The organism is Ramlibacter albus (assembly GCF_014297445.1).
Classification (GTDB): Bacteria; Pseudomonadota; Gammaproteobacteria; order Burkholderiales; family Burkholderiaceae_C; genus Ramlibacter; species Ramlibacter albus.
On sequence record NZ_JACORU010000002.1, the window covers coordinates 297,750 to 317,812 of the forward strand.

17 protein-coding genes are annotated in these 20,063 nt (G+C 68.0%); 9 read left to right on the top strand and 8 right to left on the bottom strand.

What is annotated here, in order from left to right:
- Positions 1-7: 7 nt before the first annotated feature.
- Positions 8-430: a GNAT family N-acetyltransferase gene (locus H8R02_RS08195; RefSeq protein WP_187080896.1), complete on the bottom strand. Its 423-nt coding sequence runs from the start codon at positions 428-430 to the stop codon at positions 8-10.
- Positions 361-648 carry a hypothetical protein gene (locus tag H8R02_RS08200; RefSeq protein WP_187080897.1) on the bottom strand — a complete coding sequence of 96 codons (288 nt, stop codon included), beginning with the start codon at positions 646-648 and terminating at the stop codon, positions 361-363. Before H8R02_RS08200 ends, H8R02_RS08195 begins: the two co-directional genes overlap by 70 nt.
- Before the next feature lie 91 nt (positions 649-739).
- On the opposite strand from H8R02_RS08200, the gene msrB reads away from it, so the two are divergent.
- From msrB to H8R02_RS08220, 4 genes are read left to right on the top strand one after another with little or no spacing between them, the layout of a single operon-like run.
- Positions 740-1,165 carry a peptide-methionine (R)-S-oxide reductase MsrB gene (gene msrB / locus H8R02_RS08205; RefSeq protein ID WP_187080898.1) on the top strand — a complete coding sequence of 142 codons (426 nt, stop codon included), beginning with the start codon at positions 740-742 and terminating at the stop codon, positions 1,163-1,165.
- 6 nt (positions 1,166-1,171) lie between these two features.
- A complete protein-coding gene (locus H8R02_RS08210) occupies positions 1,172-1,714 on the top strand; it encodes a septation protein A (RefSeq protein ID WP_187080899.1) in 543 nt (180 codons plus the stop codon).
- A complete protein-coding gene (locus H8R02_RS08215) occupies positions 1,711-1,995 on the top strand; it encodes a BolA family protein (RefSeq protein ID WP_187080900.1) in 285 nt (94 codons plus the stop codon). Before H8R02_RS08210 ends, H8R02_RS08215 begins: the two co-directional genes overlap by 4 nt.
- 13 nt (positions 1,996-2,008) lie before the next feature.
- Positions 2,009-2,776, top strand: coding sequence for a peptidylprolyl isomerase (locus H8R02_RS08220; RefSeq protein ID WP_187080901.1), 768 nt, complete (start codon positions 2,009-2,011; stop codon positions 2,774-2,776).
- Positions 2,777-2,815: 39 nt separating this feature from the next.
- Here H8R02_RS08220 and H8R02_RS08225 read toward each other — a convergent pair whose 3' ends face one another.
- From H8R02_RS08225 to H8R02_RS08235, 3 genes are all read right to left on the bottom strand, one after another.
- Positions 2,816-3,316 (bottom strand): hemerythrin domain-containing protein, encoded by a 501-nt coding sequence (locus tag H8R02_RS08225; protein ID WP_187080902.1) that lies wholly within the window; start codon positions 3,314-3,316, stop codon positions 2,816-2,818.
- 11 nt (positions 3,317-3,327) lie between these two features.
- Positions 3,328-5,748: a catalase gene (locus tag H8R02_RS08230; protein WP_222622417.1), complete on the bottom strand. Its 2,421-nt coding sequence runs from the start codon at positions 5,746-5,748 to the stop codon at positions 3,328-3,330.
- A gap of 92 nt (positions 5,749-5,840) precedes the next feature.
- Complete coding sequence (locus tag H8R02_RS08235) at positions 5,841-6,539, bottom strand: acetyltransferase domain-containing protein (RefSeq protein WP_187080904.1); 699 nt, start codon at positions 6,537-6,539, stop codon at positions 5,841-5,843.
- A 34-nt stretch (positions 6,540-6,573) separates the two neighbouring features.
- Between H8R02_RS08235 and H8R02_RS08240 the strand changes: the two genes are divergently transcribed.
- From H8R02_RS08240 to H8R02_RS08250, 3 genes are read left to right on the top strand one after another with little or no spacing between them, the layout of a single operon-like run.
- On the top strand, positions 6,574-7,365 hold the full coding sequence (locus H8R02_RS08240) for an ABC transporter substrate-binding protein (RefSeq protein WP_187080905.1): 792 nt from the start codon (positions 6,574-6,576) through the stop codon (positions 7,363-7,365).
- 27 nt (positions 7,366-7,392) lie between these two features.
- The gene (locus H8R02_RS08245; RefSeq protein WP_187080906.1) at positions 7,393-9,393 is read left to right on the top strand and encodes a peptidase U32 family protein; all 2,001 of its coding nucleotides are present in this window, start codon (positions 7,393-7,395) and stop codon (positions 9,391-9,393) included.
- A 51-nt stretch (positions 9,394-9,444) separates the two neighbouring features.
- Entirely contained in the window at positions 9,445-11,877 is a 2,433-nt protein-coding gene (locus tag H8R02_RS08250; RefSeq protein WP_187080907.1) for an ATP-binding protein, read from the top strand.
- Positions 11,878-11,883: 6 nt separating this feature from the next.
- Here the strand turns inward: H8R02_RS08250 and H8R02_RS08255 are convergent, their stop codons facing one another.
- The 3 genes from H8R02_RS08255 to purL are packed head-to-tail and all read right to left on the bottom strand — an operon-like array spanning position 11,884 to position 16,558.
- On the bottom strand, positions 11,884-12,294 hold the full coding sequence (locus H8R02_RS08255) for a type II toxin-antitoxin system VapC family toxin (protein WP_187080908.1): 411 nt from the start codon (positions 12,292-12,294) through the stop codon (positions 11,884-11,886).
- Positions 12,291-12,551 carry a FitA-like ribbon-helix-helix domain-containing protein gene (locus H8R02_RS08260; RefSeq protein WP_187080909.1) on the bottom strand — a complete coding sequence of 87 codons (261 nt, stop codon included), beginning with the start codon at positions 12,549-12,551 and terminating at the stop codon, positions 12,291-12,293. Before H8R02_RS08260 ends, H8R02_RS08255 begins: the two co-directional genes overlap by 4 nt.
- A 56-nt stretch (positions 12,552-12,607) precedes the next feature.
- Positions 12,608-16,558 carry a phosphoribosylformylglycinamidine synthase gene (purL, locus tag H8R02_RS08265; RefSeq protein ID WP_187080910.1) on the bottom strand — a complete coding sequence of 1,317 codons (3,951 nt, stop codon included), beginning with the start codon at positions 16,556-16,558 and terminating at the stop codon, positions 12,608-12,610.
- Positions 16,559-16,629: 71 nt separating this feature from the next.
- Between purL and map the strand changes: the two genes are divergently transcribed.
- Both map and H8R02_RS08275 read left to right on the top strand, forming a co-directional pair.
- A complete protein-coding gene (gene map / locus H8R02_RS08270; protein ID WP_187080911.1) occupies positions 16,630-17,433 on the top strand; it encodes a type I methionyl aminopeptidase in 804 nt (267 codons plus the stop codon).
- A gap of 3 nt (positions 17,434-17,436) precedes the next feature.
- On the top strand, positions 17,437-20,052 hold the full coding sequence (locus tag H8R02_RS08275) for a [protein-PII] uridylyltransferase (protein ID WP_187080912.1): 2,616 nt from the start codon (positions 17,437-17,439) through the stop codon (positions 20,050-20,052).
- Positions 20,053-20,063 lie beyond the last annotated feature (11 nt).

Consider the following 20,063-nt stretch of genomic DNA (forward strand, 5'->3'; position numbering starts at 1 on the left):
GTTCGCCTTATTGGGGCCGGGCAACGGCAGAGCGCGTCCCCACCGCGGCGGCCACGGTGGCGCAGTCCCCGCGGATGAGGGTATAGACCTTCTCGGTCCCGGGCAAGCACACGTCGCGGGCGATCACGGAGTAGCCGAAACGGCGGTAGAGGCGGCTGAGCGCATGGGTGCATGTGCCGTAGAGGGCGTCGATGCGGGCCAGCGAGCAGACATGTTCCAGGCCGACCTGCAGGCAGTGGCGCAGCACCTCGACGTCGCCGCGCCAGGCGGGCGCCAGCACCAGGCGCCCGACCTCCCATTCGCCCGGCCGCGGCGGCGGGACGGTGCCGGCAAGGGTGTCCAGCAGCTGCTCGGTGAGCGTCAGGCCCAGGCCGAGAGGGACGATGCGGATGGTGCCGATGCGCTCTCCGTCCAGGTCGAAACCGACCACCACCCCGAATTCATCTCTTTTTTTTCGAGCGAAAGGAATTGCTCCACGCCGCCGCGCGTGTGCACGGACAGGTCGATCTCGTCGCGCAGGTGCAGCACCGAGGCGATCTCGGCGGCGCCATGCAGCGGCGTGACGACGATGTCGGAAACGTCGAACTCGGGGCGGGCCGCCGGGTTGGCTTGGTAGGCAGGCTGCTCGCTGGCGTGGATCATGGACATGGGAACTGCTCCGTACTTCTTCCGTAACGATTATCCGGACCCGTAAGCCCTTGCAACACTGTCAGAACTGACAGGGGGGCAAAATGCCGGCATGAAGAACGACGCACTTTTCCCGGTCCAGAAGAGCGACGACGAGTGGAAGGCCCTGCTCGCCGCCAAGGGCGCCGAGGCGGGCGCCTTCCAGGTGACGCGCCGTGCCGCCACGGAGCGGCCGTTTACCGGAAAGTATGAACGGGTGTGGGCGGACGGCAGCTACCACTGCATCTGCTGCGGCGCCAAGCTCTTCGACAGCGACACGAAATTCGACGCGGGCTGCGGCTGGCCCAGCTTCAACCAAGCGGTGCCGGGTGCCATCAAGGAGATCCGGGACACCAGCCACGGGATGGTTCGCACCGAGACCGTCTGCGCGCAGTGCGGCGCCCACCTCGGCCATGTCTTCGACGACGGCCCCGGCCCCACGGGGCTGCGGTATTGCATGAACTCGGCCTCGCTGGACTTCAAGCCCGAGGGACAATAGGGGGCAATGAAGCTTTTCCTCGACTTCTTCCCGATCGTCCTTTTCTTCGCCGCCTTCCAGTTCTGGGGCATCTACGTCGCCACCGGCGTGGCCATGGCGGCGCAGGTGGCCACCATCGTCTACGTGTGGGCCACCACGCGCAAGGTGGAGCCGATGCAGTGGGTGAGCCTGGGCATCATCCTCGTGTTCGGCGGCGCGACCATCCTCGCGCACGACGAGACGTTCATCAAGTGGAAGCCCACGGTGCTCTATTGGGTGATGGGCGCCACGCTCATGGCGGGCCAGCTGTTCTTCCGCAAGAACCTGCTCAAGACGCTCATGGGCTCGCAGATGGAGCTGCCGGACGACGCCTGGCGCGTGATGAACTGGAGCTGGATCGCGTTCTTCGCCGTCATGGGCGTGCTGAACCTGTGGGTGGCGTACAGCTTCGAGACGGCGACGTGGGTCAAATTCAAGCTGTTCGGCGGCTTGGGGCTGATGGCCTTGTTCGTCGTGGGCCAGGCGTTCTACCTGGGCCGCTACATGAAGCCGGACACGCCCGACGCATGACCGTGGGCACCGGCATCACCGTGGACGCCCTGCGCGCCCGCCTCGACGAGACGCTGGCGCCGACCTCCGTCGAAGTGATCGACGAGAGCTGGCAGCACGCAGGCCACGCCGGCGCCGACGGCACCGGCTTCGGCACCCATTTCCGCGTGCGCATCGCCTCGCCGCTCTTCGCCGGCAAGGCCAAGGTGGCGTGCCACCGCCTTGTGTATGATGCGCTGCGCCCGTTCATCGACCGGGGCCTGCATGCCCTGGCGATCGAGACGCTGCAACCTCCCCCCTGAGCTGGAACCCTCCATGAAGAAGATCCTCATCGCGGCCGCCGCTGCCGCAGCCTTCTGCGCCCACGCGCAGAACATCGCCATCGTCAACGGCAAGCCCGTGCCGACCACCCGCGTCGAGATGCTCAAGCAGCAGCTGGCCAAGGCCGGCCGCCCGGTCTCCGCCGAGATGGACGGCCAGCTGAAGGACGAGGTCATCGCCCGCGAGATCTTCATGCAGGAAGCGCAGAAGCGCGGCCTGGACGCCAACGACGACTACAAGGCGCAGATGGAGCTGGCCCGCCAGACCATCCTGATCCGCGAGCTGTTCGCCGACTTCCAGAAGAAGAACCCCGTCACCGACGCCGAGATCAAGGCCGAATACGACAAGTTCGCGGCGGCCAACGGCGGCAAGGAATACCGCGCCCGCCACATCCTCGTGGAGAAGGAAGACGAGGCCAAGAAGATCATCGCGGACCTGAAGAAGGGCCAGAAGTTCGAGGACATCGCCAAGAAGCAGTCGAAGGACCCGGGGTCCGGCGCCAACGGCGGCGACCTCGACTGGGCCACGCCGAACAGCTACGTGCCCGAGTTCGCGCAGGCGCTGATCAAGCTGAACAAGGGCCAGGTCACCGAGGCCCCCGTGAAGTCCCAGTTCGGCTGGCACGTCATCAAGCTGGAAGACACGCGCGAGGCGCAGCTTCCGAAGCTCGATGACGTCAAGCCGCAGATCGCGCAACAGCTGCAGCAGCAGAAGCTGGCGAAGTTCCAGGACGAGCTGCGGCAGAAGGCGAAGGTCGAATAACGAGGCTGTCATGCCGGGCTCGACCCGGCATCCATGCCTTCAGCGGCCCGCGGGCCGCTTTTTCTTTGCCTGCCCCTGCCCCTGCAGCTGCTGCTGGCGTTCCCGCATCTGCTCACCGAGCGCCGCGAGGTCCACGCCGCGCGCAGCCTTGGCTTTCGCGAACAGGTAGCAGCGCTCCTCCTTCACGTGGTGCTCCACGGACGTCGCCAGCTTCGAGACGAGCTCGTCCATCGTCTCGCCCGCCGCGCGCTCGGCCTGGATCTGCGCGATGAGTTGCTTCGCTTCGGCGTGTTCGGACTCGGCTTCGTCCAGCAGCTCGCCCGCATCCGGCACACCCCGCAGCGCCGGATAGAAGATCTCCTCTTCGATCTGCGCATGCACGGTGAGCTCGTCGCAGATCTGCATCGCGAGCGAGCGGCGCTCACCCGCTTCGTCCATGCCGGACACGGCCATGCGCGCGTACTCCACGAACAGGTGCTTCACGGCGATGTGGTCCGCATCCAGCAGTTCCACCGCGTCCTTGTCGGTCACTTCGATCATTCCGGTTCCTCCTAGATCAACGGCGGGTCCATCTCGCGGCCGAAGTGGCGGTGCTTGGCCACATCCGCGATGAACTGCGCAACCGCCGCATCGGCCTGCGCCGCCGCGGCAAACGTGAGTCCGGTGCGGCCCTGCGCCTGGCTCTTGTCCATGGTCACTGGCAACCCGGCCTTGGCCATCAGCAGCTCGGACGCGCCGAGCACGAGGATCATCTTGCAGTGGCGGAACTGGTCCTTGATGAATTCGACGGTGTGGCCATCCTGCGCGAGCGCCGCAACGGCCTCTTCGCCATCGGGCAGCACGAGCGCATCGAACAGGAAGCCCGGTTCGTTCTCCATCGACGCGTCCGCGTCGATGACTTCGCCCGACGCGGTCTTCATCGGCCCGATGCGACCGCCAACGAGGCGCGCCACCGCGCCCTGCTCCACCAGCGCGGCCTGCACGGCCTGCAGCGATTCACCTTCGACACCCGGCGCGACGAGCAGCGCGATCTTGCGGCCCGCAATGGAGCCGTCACCCGGCCGCGACAGCAGCGACAGCGCGGGCGACTTCGCCACTTCAGGCTCGGGCGGGTTCTCCAGCGCGAGCGGCAGCGGGTCGGGCAGCGGGTCGATGCCCAGGCCCATCGCGACGTTCTTCGCGAGTTCCTCCGACGCATTGCGCAGCATCGCGACCGTGCGCTCGCGGATCGCGGGCACCGTCACCTTCGACAGCTCGAAGCGGAAGGCGTTGGCGATGTGGTCCTGCTCCACCGGCGTCTGGCTCTCGAAGAACAACCGCGCCTGCGTGTAGTGGTCGGCGAACTTCTCGGGCTTGGCGCGCACCTTGCCCTGCTCCTCGCGCGCCTCGATGCGTGCGGGCACGCTGACGAACCCCTGCGCCGCACCGGCCTGGAACGGGCAGCCACCCGCCAGCGAGTTCGGCTCGTAAGACACGCGCCCGCGCGGGATCGCCTGCCGGTGGAAGCCGTCGCGCTGGTTGTTGTGGACCTGCACGACCGGCGCGTTGATCGGGATCTCGTGGAAGTTGGGCCCGCCCAGGCGCGTGATCTGCGTGTCGACGTACGAGTGGATGCGGCCGGCCAGCAGCGGATCGTTGCTGAAGTCGATGCCCGGGATGATGTTGGCGGTGCAGAAGGCTACCTGCTCCGTCTCGGCGAAGAAGTTGTCCGGGTTGCGGTTCAGCACGAGCCGGCCCACGGGGCGCAAGGGCACGAGTTCCTCGGGGATGATCTTGGTCGCGTCGAGGATGTCGAAGGTGAACTGCTCCGCCTCTTCTTCCGTGAAGACCTGCAGGCCCAGCTCGTACTCCGGGTACACGCCCGCCTCGATGCGCTCCCACAAGTCACGGCGGTGGTAGTCGGGGTCCGGCCCCGAGATCTTCACCGCCTCGTCCCACACCAGCGAGTGCGTCCCGGCAATAGGCGTCCAGTGGAACTTGACGAACACTGACTCGCCCGCCTCGTTGACCATGCGGAAAGTGTGCACGCCGAAGCCCTGCATCGTGGCGTAGCTGCGCGGGATGGCGCGGTCGCTCATCACCCACATCAGCATGTGCGTGGACTCGGGCATGAGCGACACGAAGTCCCAGAACGTGTCGTGCGCGCTCGCCGCCTGCGGCATCTGGTGATGCGGCTCCGGCTTGACGGCGTGGACGAGGTCCGGGAACTTCATCGCGTCCTGGATGAAGAACACCGGGATGTTGTTGCCCACGAGGTCCCAGTTGCCTTCGTCGGTGTAGAACTTCACCGCGAAGCCGCGCACGTCGCGCGCGGTGTCCTTGGAGCCGCGCTCGCCCTGCACGGTGGAAAAGCGCACGAACACCGGCGTGCGCTTGCCCGCCTGGCGGAAAGGCGCGGCCTTCGTGATGTCCCTGAGCGGCTCGTAGCACTCGAAGAAGCCATGCGCCGCCGAGCCGCGCGCGTGGACGATGCGTTCGGGGATGCGCTCGTGGTCGAAGTGCGTGATCTTCTCGCGCAGGATGAAGTCTTCCAGCAGCACGGGCCCGCGCGTGCCGTACTTCAGCGAGTCCTGGTTGTCGGCGATCGCGACGCCCATGTTGGTGGTGAGCGCGCGGCCGGAGGAATCGACGCGCACGCGGTCCAGCGGCTCAGTGGTGGCGTTCAGGCCGGGGATGGCCTGGCTGCCGACCTTCTCGGACATCGCACCTTCGCTGAGCGTGCTGGCCGTCGGTAGCGTCGACGGCGGCTGCACGCTGGCGCCCTGCTGCGGCTGCACGCCGTTGGCGAAGCCGTGTTCGCCCGGCTTGGTGGGGTTGAAGGGCATCGCGGCGGCAAGGGCCTGCGTATCGGCCATCTTGCGCGAGGGCGGGTCGCCTTCGGCGGCGGCGACGTGGGCCGGCCCGCTGTCCGTATTGCGGGCGGCAGACTTGGCCGCGGCCTTGCGCGGCGACGCAGGTCCCTTCGGGATCATTGGCATGGGTACTTCTTCTTGGTTTGGCGGCGACATTGCCGACCCGCCAAAGTACGGGGCGCGAAGCGCGACGGTTTGTAGGCCGAAACCGACTAAACAGCCTTGCGCACGAGCATCAACAAGCCGATGAGCACCGGCTGGTGGACCATGTACCACGAGAGGCTCCATCGCCCGAGCCAGCTCAACGCGGCGGGCGCGGGCCGCTGCACCCATTGCGGCCGCTCGCGCAGCAGCCACTGGCCCGCGGCCATGCCCCACCACATCACGCCCAGCCATGGGAAGAGCGGCACGTAGTCTTCGGTGAGCGGCTTGTGCGTGACCCAGCCGACCCAGTTGAGGGCCGGGTGATCGAACGCTTCGAGCGCAATGAGCTTCGACGCGATCGCCACGGCCCCTACGAGCCACAGCCACGGCCCCCAGCCCGCGGTGAGCCGCACGATCACCAGCATCACCGCGATGCCGTGCAGCACGCCGAACCAGATGAAGCTGCGCGGGTACATCCAGTACGAGCCGATCGTGACGAGCAGTGCGCAACCGGCGACCTGCGCCCAGCGCTTCCAGAACCTCGGCCACGTCTGGCCCTGCACCACCGCCACGGCTTGCCCGAGCCCGGCGCAGAAGAGGAACAGGCTGAGGATGCAGGTGCGCTGCCAGGTCCACACCGGGTCCTCGTAGAAGTCCTGGTGGATGAAGCGGAAGTGGTTCAGGTCGAAACAGAAGTGGTAGGCCGTCATCCAGAGGATGGCCACGCCCCGCAACGCATCGATCGCGTCATAACGCTTCGGCTTCATTGCGGCGCAGTCTAACGAAACGCACAATCGCGCCATGAACAAGAAACTGCTGTCCCTCGCCTTCGTCGCCACCCTCCTCGCCGGATGCGCAAGCGCTCCGCCGGCGCCAACCGCCCAAGCCGCGCCCACCGCCAAGCTGCGTGCCGTCATCAACTACGGCAACCCCGTGCTCGCCAAGCGCGGGCCGGACGGGCAGCCCACCGGCGTGTCCGTGGACCTCGCGCGAGAAATGGCCAGGCGCCTCGGCGTGCCGGTGGAGTTCACCACGGTGGACAGTGCGCGCGTCACGAGCGAGCTGCTGCGCGACGGCAAGGCCGACGTGGGGTTCGTCGCCCGCGACCCGGCGCGCAGCGCGGACTTCGACCAGACCACGCCCTACGTGATCATCGAAGGTGCTTACATGGTCCGCGCGAACTCGCCCGTGCAGCGCAACGAGGAGGTCGACAAGGCCGGCACACGCATCGCGGTCGGCCGCGGCAGCGCCTACGACCTGTACCTCACCCGCGAGATCAAGGCGGCGACGCTCGTGCGCACGCAGACCTCCGCGGTCGTCGTGGACGAATTCATGAAGCAGAACCTCGAAGTGGCCGCTGGGGTGAAGCAGCAGCTCGAAGCAGACGCGAAGCGCGTCGGCGGCGTGCGCATCCTGCCCGGCCGCTTCATGGTGATCGAGCAGGCGGTCGGCGTACCCAAGGGCCGGCCGCAGGCCTATGCCTGGCTCGGCAATTTTGTGGAAGAGATGAAGGCGAGCGGCTTCGTGGCGGAGGCCCTCAAGCGGCACGGGATCGAAGGGGCGGCGGTGGCGCCGGCGGCGGCCGGCCGGTAAAATCGCGGGCTCCCCGAGGCCCGCCCCATGTCCCTGCTGAGCCACCAGCTCGAACTCCTTTCGCCCGCGCGCGACGCCGACATCGGCATCGAGGCCATCAACCATGGCGCCGACGCCGTGTACATCGGCGGGCCGGAATTCGGCGCGCGCGTGTCGGCGGGCAACACGGTCAAGGACATCGAGCGGCTGTGCAAACACGCGCACCGCTTCGGCGCGAAGATCTTCATCACGCACAACACGATCCTGCGCGACGACGAGCTGGAGCCCGCGCGCAAGATGGCGTGGGACGTGTACAACGCCGGCGCCGACGTGCTGATCGTGCAGGACATGGCGCTCATCGAGATGGACGACATGCCGCCCATCCAGCTGCACGCGAGCACGCAGACGGACATCCGCACGGTCGAGAAGGCGAAGTTCCTGCAGGACGCCGGCTTCTCCCAGATGGTGCTGGCGCGCGAGCTCACGCTCGAGCAGATCCGCGAGATCAACGCCGCCATCGACCCCGAGCGCTGCAAGCTGGAGTTCTTCATCCACGGCGCCTTGTGCGTGGCGTACAGCGGCCAGTGCTACATCAGCCACGCGCACACGGGCCGCAGCGCCAACCGCGGCGACTGCTCGCAGGCCTGCCGGCTGCCCTACCACGTGATCGACGACAAGGGCCGCTACATCGCGCACGACAAGCACGTGCTGTCGATGAAGGACAACAACCAGAGCGCCAACCTCGCGGCGCTGGTGGGTGCGGGTGTGCGCAGCTTCAAGATCGAAGGCCGCTACAAGGACATGGGCTACGTGAAGAACATCACGGCCCACTACCGCAAGCTGTTCGACGAGCTGATCGAGTCGCGCGAGGGCTCCGCGCAGCCGTTCGCGCGCGCGTCGAGCGGGCGCACGACGTTCACCTTCACGCCCGACCCGAACCAGAACTTCAACCGCGAGTTCACCGACTACTTCGTCAACGGCCGCAAGGACGACATCGGCGCGTTCGATTCGCCGAAGAACCCGGGCCAGCCCATCGGCTTCGTGACCAAGGTCGGCGCGGACTGGATCGAACTCGCGCTCGACAAGCCCGGGACCGAGCTGCACAACGGCGACGGGCTGTGCTACTTCGACCTGCAGAAGGAGCTGGTGGGCGTGGCGATCAACCGCGCCGAAGCGCTGCACGCGCAGGGCCAGTGGAGAGTCTTCCCGAAGGACCCGATCGCGGGCATGAAGGACCTGCGCAAGGGCACCGTCATCAACCGCAACCGCGACATGAGCTGGGTGCGCGTGCTGGAGAAGAAATCGAGCGACCGGCGCATCGGCGTCTGGGCGAAGTTCGCGGAGACGGCGGATGGCTTCTCGCTCACGCTGACGGACGAAGACGGGCACGTCGGCAGCGCTTCGGTCGCGCATGCGAAGGAGCTGTCGAAGGACGTTGCGAAAGCGGAGTCGAGCCTGCGCGAGCACCTCGCCCGCTTCGGCGGCACCATCTTCGAGCCGATCGACATCGCGCTCGCGATCACGAAGCCCTGGTTCGTGCCGTCATCGCTCGTCAACCACCTGCGCCGCGACGCGACGGCCGCGCTCGAGGAAGTGCGCCTGAAGGCCTACCAGCGCCCGCAGCGCACGAAGCCCGTCGAGCCTCCGGTACCGTTCCCCGAGGACACCCTCACCTACCTCGGCAACGTGTTCAACCAGAAGGCGCACGACTTCTACGCGAAGCACGGCGTCAAGGTGATCGGCGCCGCCTACGAAAGCCACGAGGAAGACGGCGAAGTGAGCCTCATGATCACCAAGCACTGTGTGCGCTGGTCCATGAGCCTGTGCCCCAAGCAGGCCAAGGGCGTGGTGGGCGTCAAGGGCACGATCAAGGCCGAGCCCCTGCAGCTGGTGAACGGCAGCGAGAAACTCACGCTGCGCTTCGACTGCAAGCCGTGCGAGATGCACGTGGTGGGCCGAATGAAGGCCGGCGTCAAGAACCGCTTCGCGCAGGAAGCGGCCGAATCGCCCCTCACCTTCTACCGGACCCGGCCGGCGCCCGCTCGTTGAGCCGCTGACGGGTTTGGCTTACCCTTCGGGCAGGCCGCTCGAGGCTGCCCGTTGGGGGGTGCCATCCGTATCCTGCTCGCCATTGCCGTCTTGTTGCTCGCCTTCCGCGCCGAAGCGGCCGGGGCAGCCGGCGGCAGGCTGGACCTCGGCGCGTGGGCCTTCGACAGCCAGGGCCCGGTGTCGCTGGCCGGCGAATGGCAGTTCGTGCGAGGCAGGTTCGTCGGCCCGGCCGATCCCTGGCCGGCCGATTCCACCCTGATCAAGGTGCCGGGCGCCTGGACCGGCATCCGCAGCTTCGGCTACGGCGCCGGCACGTACCGCCTCACCGTCGACTGCAGCTGGCCACGGACGCTCGCGGTGAACACCCCTTACCAGCACACCGCGATGGCGTTGTCTGTCAACGGCCGCGAGCTCGCGCGGCAGGGCACGCCGGGCACGACGAAATCGACCCATGTGCCGGGTGTCGCCGGCCAGACCGTGCTGCTGCAGGGCCTCCATTGCCCGCTCGACATCCGGGTGCAGGTCTCCAATTTCGAGATCTACCGCGCGGGCATGGTGCGCGCGCTGACGCTCGGCCCGCCCGCCCGGCTGCTCACGCAGCGCGAGTCCGAAGTGACCCTGACCACGATCGGGGCCTCGGCCGCCGCGGCCATCGGTGTGTTCGGCCTGTTTTCCGTGCTGGCCCGGCGGCGCGACTGGAGCAGCATCGTCCTGGGGCTGTACGCGCTGACGCTGGCTTCCTACGTGGCGTTTTCGCCCGACGGCGCGCTGCAGTCGTGGCTGGCCGGTGTCGGCTTCGAAGGCCGCCAGCGCATCTGGTTCGGCAACTCGTACCTGCTCTGGGCCATGCACCCCGTGCTGGCGCAGGCGCTCTTCCCGCGCCACAGCTGGCGGCCCGCGGCCGCGGCGCTCGCGGCGTTCTGCGCCGCCGGCTTCCTGCTGGCGCTGCTGGCGCCGCTGGACGTGTTCCTGCGCTCCGGGCCGCTGTCGTGGCTCGGCTGGATGACGACGTCGGCCTACCTCGCGGTCGTCCTGCTGCGTGCCGTGCGCCATGGGGACCGCAGCGCCCGCATCCTGCTCGTGGGCCTGTGCGCGCTCGTGGGCGCCGTGATCCATGACCTCGCCAGCCCGTCGGCCTCGTACCTCGGGCGCCTCGTCCCCATCGGCAACAGCATCTACCTCGTGACGCTGGCGATGCTGCTCGGCCAGCGCTACGCCCGCGCCCTGGCCACCGAGGAGCTGCGCGCGGCTGAACAGAAGCACCGCGCCGACCTGCTGGTCACGGCGACGAAGGCCGGCGTGCTCGACTGGGAGACGTCCACGGGCGTCGTGCGCGCATCCGCCCGCTACCGGGAGATGCTGGGGCTCGATGCCGGCCGCGATGCGGCCGAGTTGCCCGCGCTGCCCACCCTCGTCCACCCCGACGACCGAGAAGCGGTCCGGCGCGTGCTGGAAACCCACGAAAACGACCGCGCCGGGCCCGGCCTGCGGCGCTGGGAGCCGCTCGAGTTCCGCATGCGCGCGGCGACCGGCGAAACGGTGTGGGTGCACCTGGAAGCAGTCACCGTGGCCGCCGAGGACGGGCGGCCCCTGCGCCACATCTGCACCTTCATCGACATCTCGGAGCTCAAGTCCGCCGAGGAGCGCCTGCAGGAGGCGCAGGTGCGGCTCGCCAGCGAGGCGCAGCGCGCGGGCCTGGCGCAGGTCACGACCAACGTGCTGCACAACGTGGGCAACGTGCTGACCAGCGTCAACGTGTCCGCGCACGTGCTGTCGGGGCGGCTGGAGAGCGGGCGCTCGGGCCGGCTGCGCGACGTGGCCGACCTGCTGGAGGCGGAGATGGCGCGCATCGAGGCCGGCACGCGCGGCGAGAAGATGCAGCTGCTGCCGGGTTACGTGCGCGACCTGGCCAACGCGCTGGAGGCCGAGCGCAGCGAGATGCTCGGCGAGGTGCACCGGCTGTTCTCGAGCGTGGACCACATCAAGAACGTCGTGGCCATGCAGCAAAGCTACGCGGGTGGCGGCGGCGGCGGCAGCCGCGAGCAGGTCTCGATGGCCACGCTGGTGGGAGACACCCTGACCTTGCAGCAGGACGTGCTGGCCCGCAACCGCGTGACGGTGCAGCGTGACTTCGCCCGGGTGTCGCCGGCGCCGCTGGACCGCACGCGCATCATGCAGGTGCTGGTGAACCTGGTGGGCAACGCCTGCGACGCGATGGCGGCCAACGGCGGCGAGAGGATCCTGCGCGTAGCGGTGCGCCAGGGCTCCAGCGATGTGTCGGTCAGCGTCTCCGACAACGGCAGCGGCATCTCGCCGGAACATCGCGCGAAGCTCTTCGCGCACGGCTTCACCACACGCGCCGAGGGCCACGGCTTCGGGCTGCACAGCTGCGCGCAGGCGGCGCGCGAGATGGGCGGCGAGCTGACGGTGGAGAGCGACGGCCCCGGCAAGGGCGCGACGTTCACGCTGCGGCTGCCGCGATGAGACGGCTCACGGAAGGAAGTCCGCCAGCTGCCGGCCGGACCGCAACCCGTCGATCGCCGCGAAGTGCGCGTCGAAGGTGAGTAGCGCGGCGCCGTGTTCGAGCGCGCTGGCAGCGATCCACAGGTCATTGGTCGGCACCGGCTTGCCCTTGCGGCGCAAGGCGGCATACACCAGCGCGTAGTTATCCGCCGTGGCTTCGGTCGCGTGCACGATGCGCACTCGCGGCGACACGGAGAACTCGGCGAGTTCCAGCCGATTTCGCGATTCGCGTGTGCCGGCCGCGAAGCCGGCGAGCAGTTCACCCAGCACTGTGGTCGAAAGCAGGATTTCCCCGGCGCGCCTGAGCACTTCGAGCACGGCCTCCTCGCCGCGCTTGAACGCGACGTAGGCGTTGGTGTCGAGAGCGACCGGCTTCATTTCCAGAGCGACTCGTCGACCTCGCAGAACGGCGCGATGGCCTCCTCGAACGCCTTCGCGTCCGCGGCCTTCCACGTGCCGGCCAGCGAGTCGAGATCGTCGTAGGTGCGCGGCTTGGGCGGCTCGGGGCGGGCGCTGCCCTGCCCCTCCAGCAGCCGCACAGCCAAGGCGTTGAGGCTGATGCGCTCGCGCTGGGCACGGTGCTTCAGGCGGGCCAGCGCCTTCTCGTCGAGGCCACGGATGCTGATGGCTGCCATGAGATCACCTTGCTATCAGTGTGACAGCACAATGCTAGCACATCGAGCGCCGGCGCTCAGCCCACCCACTTGCGCGCATTGCGCCAGATGCGGATCCATGGGCTCAGGTCGCCCTTGTCCCCGCTCGTCCACGACATCTGCACGTTGCGGAAAACCCGTTCCGGGTGCGGCATCAGCGCCGTGAAGCGGCCGTCGGCCGTGGTCACCGCGGTGAGGCCCTGCGGACTGCCGTTCGGGTTGAACGGGTAGCGATCGGTCGGTGCGCCGTGGTTGTCCACGAAGCGCATCGCCGCGATCACCTTGTCCTTGTCGCCGCGGTACGCGAAGTTGGCATAGCCCTCCCCGTGCGCCACGGCGATGGGTAGCTTGCTGCCTGCCATGCCCGCGAAGAAGAGGCTCGGCGACTCCAGCACTTCCACCATCGACAGGCGTGCCTCGAAGCGCTCGCTCCTGTTGGTGGTGAACCGCGGCCACGCCTGCGCGCCGGGGATGATGTCCGCGAGCTCGGCGAACATCTGGCAGCCGTTGCACACGCCGAGGCCGAACGTGTCCTTGCGCGCGAAGAACGACTGGAACTGCTCCGACAGCACCGGGTTGAAGGTGACGCTGCGCGCCCAGCCGATGCCCGCGCCCAGCGTGTCGCCGTAGCTGAAGCCGCCGCAGGCGACGATGCCGGCGAAGTCGGCCAGCGTCGCGCGGCTGGTCTGCAGGTCGGTCATGTGGACGTCGACCGCGTCGAAGCCGGCTTCGGTGAAGCAGTACGCCATCTCGACGTGCGAGTTGACGCCCTGCTCGCGCAGGATCGCGACCTTGGGACGGGCGAGGTTGAGGAAGGGCGCCGCGACGTTGTCCTTCGGGTCGAAGGTGAGCGACACCGACAGGCCCGGGTCGTTCGGCTCGCCGGCCGCCGCGTGCTCGCTGTCGGCGCCGACAGGGTTGTCGCGCTGCTGGCAGATCTTCCAGCTCACGCTGTCCCACACCTGGTGCAGGTCGGAGAGCTTCGCTGAGAACACCGACTTGGTGTCGCGCCACACCTGCACCTCGCCCTTGCCCACGTCGATGGACGAATCGGCGGGACGCGTCTTGCCGACGAAGTGGCTGTACTTGGACAGGTTGTGCCGGCGCAGCACCTGCATCACGTCGTTGCGGTCGTCGGTGCGCACCTGCAGCAGCACGCCCAGCTCCTCGTTGAAGAGGGCCTTGAGCGTGAGCTCCTCGCGCCGTGCGCTGACCTGCGACGCCCAGTTCTTGGCGTCACCGTATTCGGCCCTGCTGTCGGTGATGCCGTCGCCTTCGGTGACGAGCATGTCGACGTTGAGCGATACGCCGACGTGGCCCGCGAACGCCATCTCGCACGCGGCGGCGAACAAGCCGCCGTCGCTGCGGTCGTGGTACGCGAGGATGCGGCCTTCGTCGCGCAGCTCGTTCACCGCGTTGACGAGGTTCACGAGGTCCTGCGGGTCGCCCAGGTCCGGTACCTCGCCGCCCGGCTGCTCCAGCGCCTGCGCGAGGATGCTGCCGCCCATGCGGTGCCTGCCCTTGCCCAGGTCCACGAGCACGAGCGTCGTGTCCTGTGTCGGCTCCAGCTGGGGCGTGAGCGTGGTGCGCACGTCGTCCAGCGAGCAGAACGCGCTGACGATCAGGCTCACCGGCGAGACGACCTTCTTGTCCTCCCACTGGGTTCGCATGGACAGGCTGTCCTTGCCGACGGGCACCGACACGCCCAGCGTGGGGCAAAGCTCCATGCCGACGGCGCGCACGGTGTCGTACAGCGCCGCGTCTTCCCCTGGCTCCCCACAGGCCGCCATCCAGTTGGCCGAGAGCTTCACCTTGGACAGCTGGATCGGCGCAGCCAGCAGGTTCGTGATCGCCTCGGCGACCGCCATGCGGCCGGAGGCAGGACCATCGACTGCCGCAAGCGGCGTGCGCTCGCCCATGCTCATGGCCTCGCCCGCGAAACCGTTGTAATCGGCAAGCGTGACGGCGCAGTCGGCCACCGGCACCTGCCAGGGGCCCACCATCTGGTCGCGCGAAGACAGTCCGCCCACGGTGCGGTCGCCGATGGTGACGAGGAAGCGCTTGGAAGCCACCGTCGGATTCGACAGCACCTGGATCGCGGCATCCTGCAGCGACACGCCCGTCAGGTCGATCGCCGGTACTTCACGCGCGATGCGCTTCACGTCGCGATGCATGCGCGGCGGCTTGCCGAGCAGCACGTCCATGGGCATGTCCACCGGCGTGTCGTGGCCCTCGTCGGCGACGACCAGTTGCCGCTCTTCGGTGGCGACACCGACCACCGCGAACGGGCAGCGCTCACGCTCGCAAAACGCGCGGAACTGCTCCAGCGATTCCGGCGCGATCGCCATCACGTAACGTTCCTGGCTCTCGTTGGACCAGATCTCCTTGGGCGCGAGGCCGCTTTCCTCCAACGGTACCGCGCGCAGGTCGAAGCGCGCGCCGCGGCCCGCGTCGTTGGTCAGCTCGGGGAACGCGTTGGACAAGCCACCCGCGCCCACGTCGTGGATCGCGAGGATGGGGTTGTGCTCGCCGAGCGACCAGCAGTGGTTGATGACCTCCTGCGCGCGCCGCTGGATTTCCGGGTTGCCGCGCTGCACCGAGTCGAAGTCCAGCTCCGCGGTGTTCGCGCCCGTGGCCATCGAGCTGGCCGCGCCGCCCCCCATGCCGATGCGCATGCCGGGGCCGCCCAACTGCACCAGCAGCGTGCCGGCCGGGAACAGGATCTTCTTCGTCAGCCTGGCGTCGATCGTGCCGACGCCGCCCGCGATCATGATCGGCTTGTGGTAGCCGCGCTGGACGCCCGCCACCTCCTGCTCGTACTCGCGGAAGTAGCCCAGCAGGTTCGGCCGTCCGAACTCGTTGTTGAAGGCGGCACCGCCCAGCGGGCCTTCGGTCATGACCTGCAAGGGGCTCGCGATGTGGCCGGGCTTGCCGAACTTCGGGTCCCACAGCTTCGATACCGTGAAGCCCGTGAGGCCCGCCTTCGGCTTCGCGCCGCGGCCGGTGGCGCCTTCGTCGCGGATCTCCCCGCCCGCACCGGTGGACGCACCGGGAAAGGGCGAGATCGCCGTCGGGTGGTTGTGCGTCTCCACCTTCATCAGCACGTGGTGCGTGGCCGCGGCCTTCGCGTAGTGCCGCTGCGAATCCGGCAGGAAGCGCTCGACGTCGTGGCCTTCCATCACCGCCGCGTTGTCGGCGTAGGCGATCATGGTGTGCTGCGGGTTCTTCTGGTGCGTGTTGCGGATCATGCCGAACATGCTCTTTTCCTGCGGCTCGCCGTCGATGGTGAAGCTCGCATTGAAGATCTTGTGCCGGCAGTGCTCGCTGTTCGCCTGCGCGAACATCATCAGCTCCACGTCGGTGGGGTTGCGCTTCAGCGACTTGAAGGCGTCGACCAGGTAGTCGATCTCGTCGTCCGCCAGCGCCAGGCCGAAGCGCGTGTTGGCCTCCTCCAGCGCGCCGCGGCCGCCCTCCAGCACGTCGACGTGCTCCATGGGCGCGGGCTGCAGCTCCGTGAAGAGCTTCCACGCCTGGTCCCGCGACGGCACCACGCTTTCGGTCATGCGGTCGTGCAGCAGCGCCGCCACGGCGCCCAGCTGCTCCTGCGACAGGGACGGCTTGCCCAGCAACCCGCCTTTGAGCTGCACGCGGTATTCGACGACGCGCTCGACGCGCTTGAGGGCGATGCCGCAGTTGTGCGCGATGTCCGTCGCCTTGGACGCCCACGGGGACACGGTGCCGATGCGCGGCGTGACCACCACAAGCGGCCCTTCCAGCGGGCCCTTGTACGGGTCGCCGTAGGTCAGCAGCGCGGCGAGCCTCTGCCTTTCGGCCGCATCGGGGGCGTGGTCGGCCGCCACGAGGTGCACATAGCGGGCGGCGATGCCGGAAATCCTGTCGTGGAGGGCCTGGAGTTGCGGCAGGAGCTGCCGGGCCCGGAACTCGCTAAGGGCATTGCCGCCCTCGAACTCGGTGATGTGGAGGGACACTGGTGGCGTCTACAGGGGTTAGCCCCCTATTCTACCGGCGAGGACTTTATCGCTCTGGGATAATCCCGGCCATGAGCATTACGTACAAGGACGCTGCAGGTATCGAGGGCATGCGCACGGCCGGGCGGCTGGCCGCCGAGGTGCTGGACCACCTCACGCCCTTCATCAAGCCGGGCATCACCACCCGCGAGATCGACCAGCTGGCCGCCGAGTACATGAAGAAGCAGGGCACGCTGTCCGCCACGCTGGGGTACCAGCCGGCCGGCTACCCGCCCTACCCTGCGTCCCTGTGCACCTCCGTCAACAACGTGGTGTGCCACGGCATCCCCAACGAAAAGCCGCTGAAGAAGGGCGACATCGTCAACGTCGACGTCACCGTCATCAAGGACGGCTGGTACGGCGACACCAGCCGCATGTTCCTCGTGGGCGAGGCGTCGATCGCCGCGAAGCGGCTCGTGCAGATCACCTACGAGGCCATGTGGCACGGCATCGTGCAGGTCAAGCCGGGCGTGCGCCTGGGCGACATCGGCTGGCAGATCCAGAAATTCGCCGAGAGCAACGGCTTCTCGGTGGTGCGCGAGTTCTGCGGCCACGGCATCGGCCGCAACTTCCACGAGGAGCCGCAGGTGCTGCATTACGGCAAGCCCGGCACGCTGGAAGAGCTCAAGCCCGGCATGACCTTCACCATCGAGCCCATGATCAACGCGGGCCGCCGCGAGGTGAAGGAGTTCGGCAACGACGGCTGGACCATCGTCACCAAGGACCATTCGCTGTCCGCGCAGTGGGAGCACACGGTGCTGGTCACCGACACCGGCTACGAGGTGCTCACGCTGTCGGCCGGCAGCCCGCCGCCGCCGGCGTTCGTCAACAAGTAAAGGATGAACGCCGTCCTTGAAGGCAACGGCTCGTCGCTGCAGCAATTGCGGGGCGACTACCGTGCCCGCAAGGAGCAGCTGCTCGCCGGCCTGCGCACCACCGGCAGCTCCACGCGCGGCATCGGCAAGCTGCTGAAGGACCTGGCCGGCCTCGCCGACGGCCTTCTGCGCACGCTCTGGGACCAGGCCGGGTTTCCGGCGTCCTTCGCGCTCGTGGCCGTGGGTGGCTACGGCCGCGGCGAGCTGTTCCCGCATTCGGACGTGGACGTGCTCGTGCTCATGCCCGATGGCACCCATGCCGACGGCGACGACGACCTCAAGCAGAAGCTCGAGGCCTTCATCGGCAGCTGCTGGGACGCGGGCCTGGAGATCGGCTCCAGCGTGCGAACCGTGGGCGAGTGCGTCGCGCAGGCGCAGGCCGACGTCACCGTGCAGACCTCGCTGCTCGAGTCGCGCGTCATCGCGGGGGACAGGAAGCTCTATGCGATGTTCTGGCGCGCCTTCAAGGACACGCTGGACCCCAGCGCCTTCTTCATCGCCAAGACGCTGGAGATGCGCCAGCGGCACAACAAGTACGAGAACACGCCTTACGCGCTGGAGCCCAACTGCAAGGAGTCGCCTGGCGGCTTGCGCGACCTGCAGGTGATCCTGTGGGTGGCCAAGGCAGCCGACCTGGGCAGGAGTTGGGACGAGCTCGCGCGCAAGGGCCTTGCGACCGCTTTCGAGGCGCGGCAGATCAAGCGAAATGAAGCGCTGCTGAACCTCATCCGCGCCAAGCTGCACGTGCTGGCCAACCGGCGCGAGGACCGCCTCGTGTTCGACCTGCAGACGGCCGTGGCCGAGTCCTTCGGCTACAGCAACGTCACCAAGCCCAACGGGAAGATCGTCACGCGCGCCAGCGAGCAGCTGATGAAGCGCTTCTACTGGGCGGCCAAGGCCGTCGATCAGCTCAACCAGATCCTGCTGCTCAACATCGAGGAGCGGCTGAACCCGAGCACGCATGCGCCGCGGCCGATCAACGAGCGCTTCTTCGAGAAGGCCGGGATGATCGACGTGGCGAGCGACGACCTGTACGAGAAGAACCCGCACGCCATCCTCGAGACCTTCCTGCTCTACCAGACCACGGTGGGCGTCAAGGGCCTGTCGGCGCGCACGCTGCGCGCGCTCTACAACGCGCGCGACGTGATGGACGCGAAGTTCCGCGACGACCCCGTCAACCACAACACCTTCCGCGCCATCCTGATGCAGCCGCGCGGCATCACGCACGCCATGCGGCTGATGAACCAGACCTCGGTGCTGGGGCGCTACCTGTGGGTGTTTCGCCGCATCGTGGGGCAGATGCAGCACGACCTGTTCCACGTGTACACGGTCGACCAGCACATCCTGATGGTGCTGCGCAACGTGCGGCGCTTCTTCATCCCGGAGCATGCGCACGAGTACCCGTTCTGCTCGCAGCTGGCCGCCGGCTGGGACAAGCCGTACGTGCTGTACATCGCGGCGCTCTTCCACGACATCGCCAAGGGCCGCGGCGGCGACCACTCCGAGCTGGGCGCGAAAGAGGTGCGCCACTTCTGCAAGCAGCACGGCATCGAGAAGGAAGACTGCGCGCTCATCGAGTTCCTCGTGCGCCAGCACCTGGCCATGAGCCACATAGCGCAGAAGGCGGACCTCGGCGACCCGGACGTGATCAAGGCTTTCGCGCAGCGCGTGGGCAACGAGCGCTACCTCACGGCGCTTTACCTGCTGACCGTGGCCGACATCCGCGGCACCAGCCCCAAGGTGTGGAACGCCTGGAAAGGCAAGCTGCTGGAGGACCTGTACCGCTACACGTTGCGCGTGCTGGGCGGCCGCGCGCCCGACCCCGGTGCCGACGTCGAGGCCCGCAAGCGCGAGGCGCTCGTGCAGCTGCAGCTCTACGCGCTGCCGTTCGAGGCGCACAAGAAGCTGTGGGACTCGCTGGACATCGGCTACTTCATGCGCCACGACGCGTCGGACATCGCTTGGCACACGCGGCACGTGTCGCGGCACGTCGGCAGCGGCAAGACCATCGTGCGCGCGCGCATGTCGCCCGTTGGCGAGGGGCTGCAGATCCTGGTGTACACGCCGGACCAGACGGACCTGTTCGCGCGCATCTGCGGCTATTTCGACCAGGCGGGCTTCAGCATCCTCGACGCCAAGATCCACACCGCCACCAACGGGTACGCGCTGGACACGTTCCAGGTGGTGACGAGCATGCTGCCGGACCATTACCGCGAGCTGGTGAGCATGGTGGAGTCGGAGCTCGCGGCCACGTTGCAGGCCGCCGGCCCGCTGCCGCCGCCGGGCCGCGGGCGCGTTTCGCGGCGCGTTCGCAGCTTCCCCATCGCGCCGCGCGTGGACCTGCGCCCGGACGAGAAGGCGCAGCACTGGCTGCTCACCGTGTCCGCGAGCGACCGCGTCGGGCTGCTCTACTCCATCGCGCGCGTACTCGCGAAGCACAAGCTCAACCTGCAGCTCGCGAAGGTCACAACGCTCGGCGAGCGCGTTGAAGACACGTTCCTGATCGATGGGCCGGAGCTGCAGCAGAACCGCCGGCAGATCGAGATCGAGACGGAGTTGCTGGAAACGCTGGGCGCGTAGCGGCGGCGAGG

What these genes read in the sequence shown, in the direction of transcription:
- H8R02_RS08200 (WP_187080897.1), bottom strand. Translation starts at nt 648, where the DNA reads ATGTCCATGATCCACGCCAGCGAGCAGCCTGCCTACCAAGCCAACCCG.
- msrB (WP_187080898.1), top strand. Translation starts at nt 740, where the DNA reads ATGAAGAACGACGCACTTTTCCCGGTCCAGAAGAGCGACGACGAGTGG.
- H8R02_RS08210 (WP_187080899.1), top strand. Translation starts at nt 1,172, where the DNA reads ATGAAGCTTTTCCTCGACTTCTTCCCGATCGTCCTTTTCTTCGCCGCC.
- H8R02_RS08215 (WP_187080900.1), top strand. Translation starts at nt 1,711, where the DNA reads ATGACCGTGGGCACCGGCATCACCGTGGACGCCCTGCGCGCCCGCCTC.
- H8R02_RS08220 (WP_187080901.1), top strand. Translation starts at nt 2,009, where the DNA reads ATGAAGAAGATCCTCATCGCGGCCGCCGCTGCCGCAGCCTTCTGCGCC.
- H8R02_RS08225 (WP_187080902.1), bottom strand. Translation starts at nt 3,316, where the DNA reads ATGATCGAAGTGACCGACAAGGACGCGGTGGAACTGCTGGATGCGGAC.
- H8R02_RS08230 (WP_222622417.1), bottom strand. Translation starts at nt 5,748, where the DNA reads ATGATCCCGAAGGGACCTGCGTCGCCGCGCAAGGCCGCGGCCAAGTCT.
- H8R02_RS08235 (WP_187080904.1), bottom strand. Translation starts at nt 6,539, where the DNA reads ATGAAGCCGAAGCGTTATGACGCGATCGATGCGTTGCGGGGCGTGGCC.
- H8R02_RS08240 (WP_187080905.1), top strand. Translation starts at nt 6,574, where the DNA reads ATGAACAAGAAACTGCTGTCCCTCGCCTTCGTCGCCACCCTCCTCGCC.
- H8R02_RS08245 (WP_187080906.1), top strand. Translation starts at nt 7,393, where the DNA reads ATGTCCCTGCTGAGCCACCAGCTCGAACTCCTTTCGCCCGCGCGCGAC.
- H8R02_RS08255 (WP_187080908.1), bottom strand. Translation starts at nt 12,294, where the DNA reads ATGAAGCCGGTCGCTCTCGACACCAACGCCTACGTCGCGTTCAAGCGC.
- H8R02_RS08260 (WP_187080909.1), bottom strand. Translation starts at nt 12,551, where the DNA reads ATGGCAGCCATCAGCATCCGTGGCCTCGACGAGAAGGCGCTGGCCCGC.
- map (WP_187080911.1), top strand. Translation starts at nt 16,630, where the DNA reads ATGAGCATTACGTACAAGGACGCTGCAGGTATCGAGGGCATGCGCACG.
- H8R02_RS08275 (WP_187080912.1), top strand. Translation starts at nt 17,437, where the DNA reads ATGAACGCCGTCCTTGAAGGCAACGGCTCGTCGCTGCAGCAATTGCGG.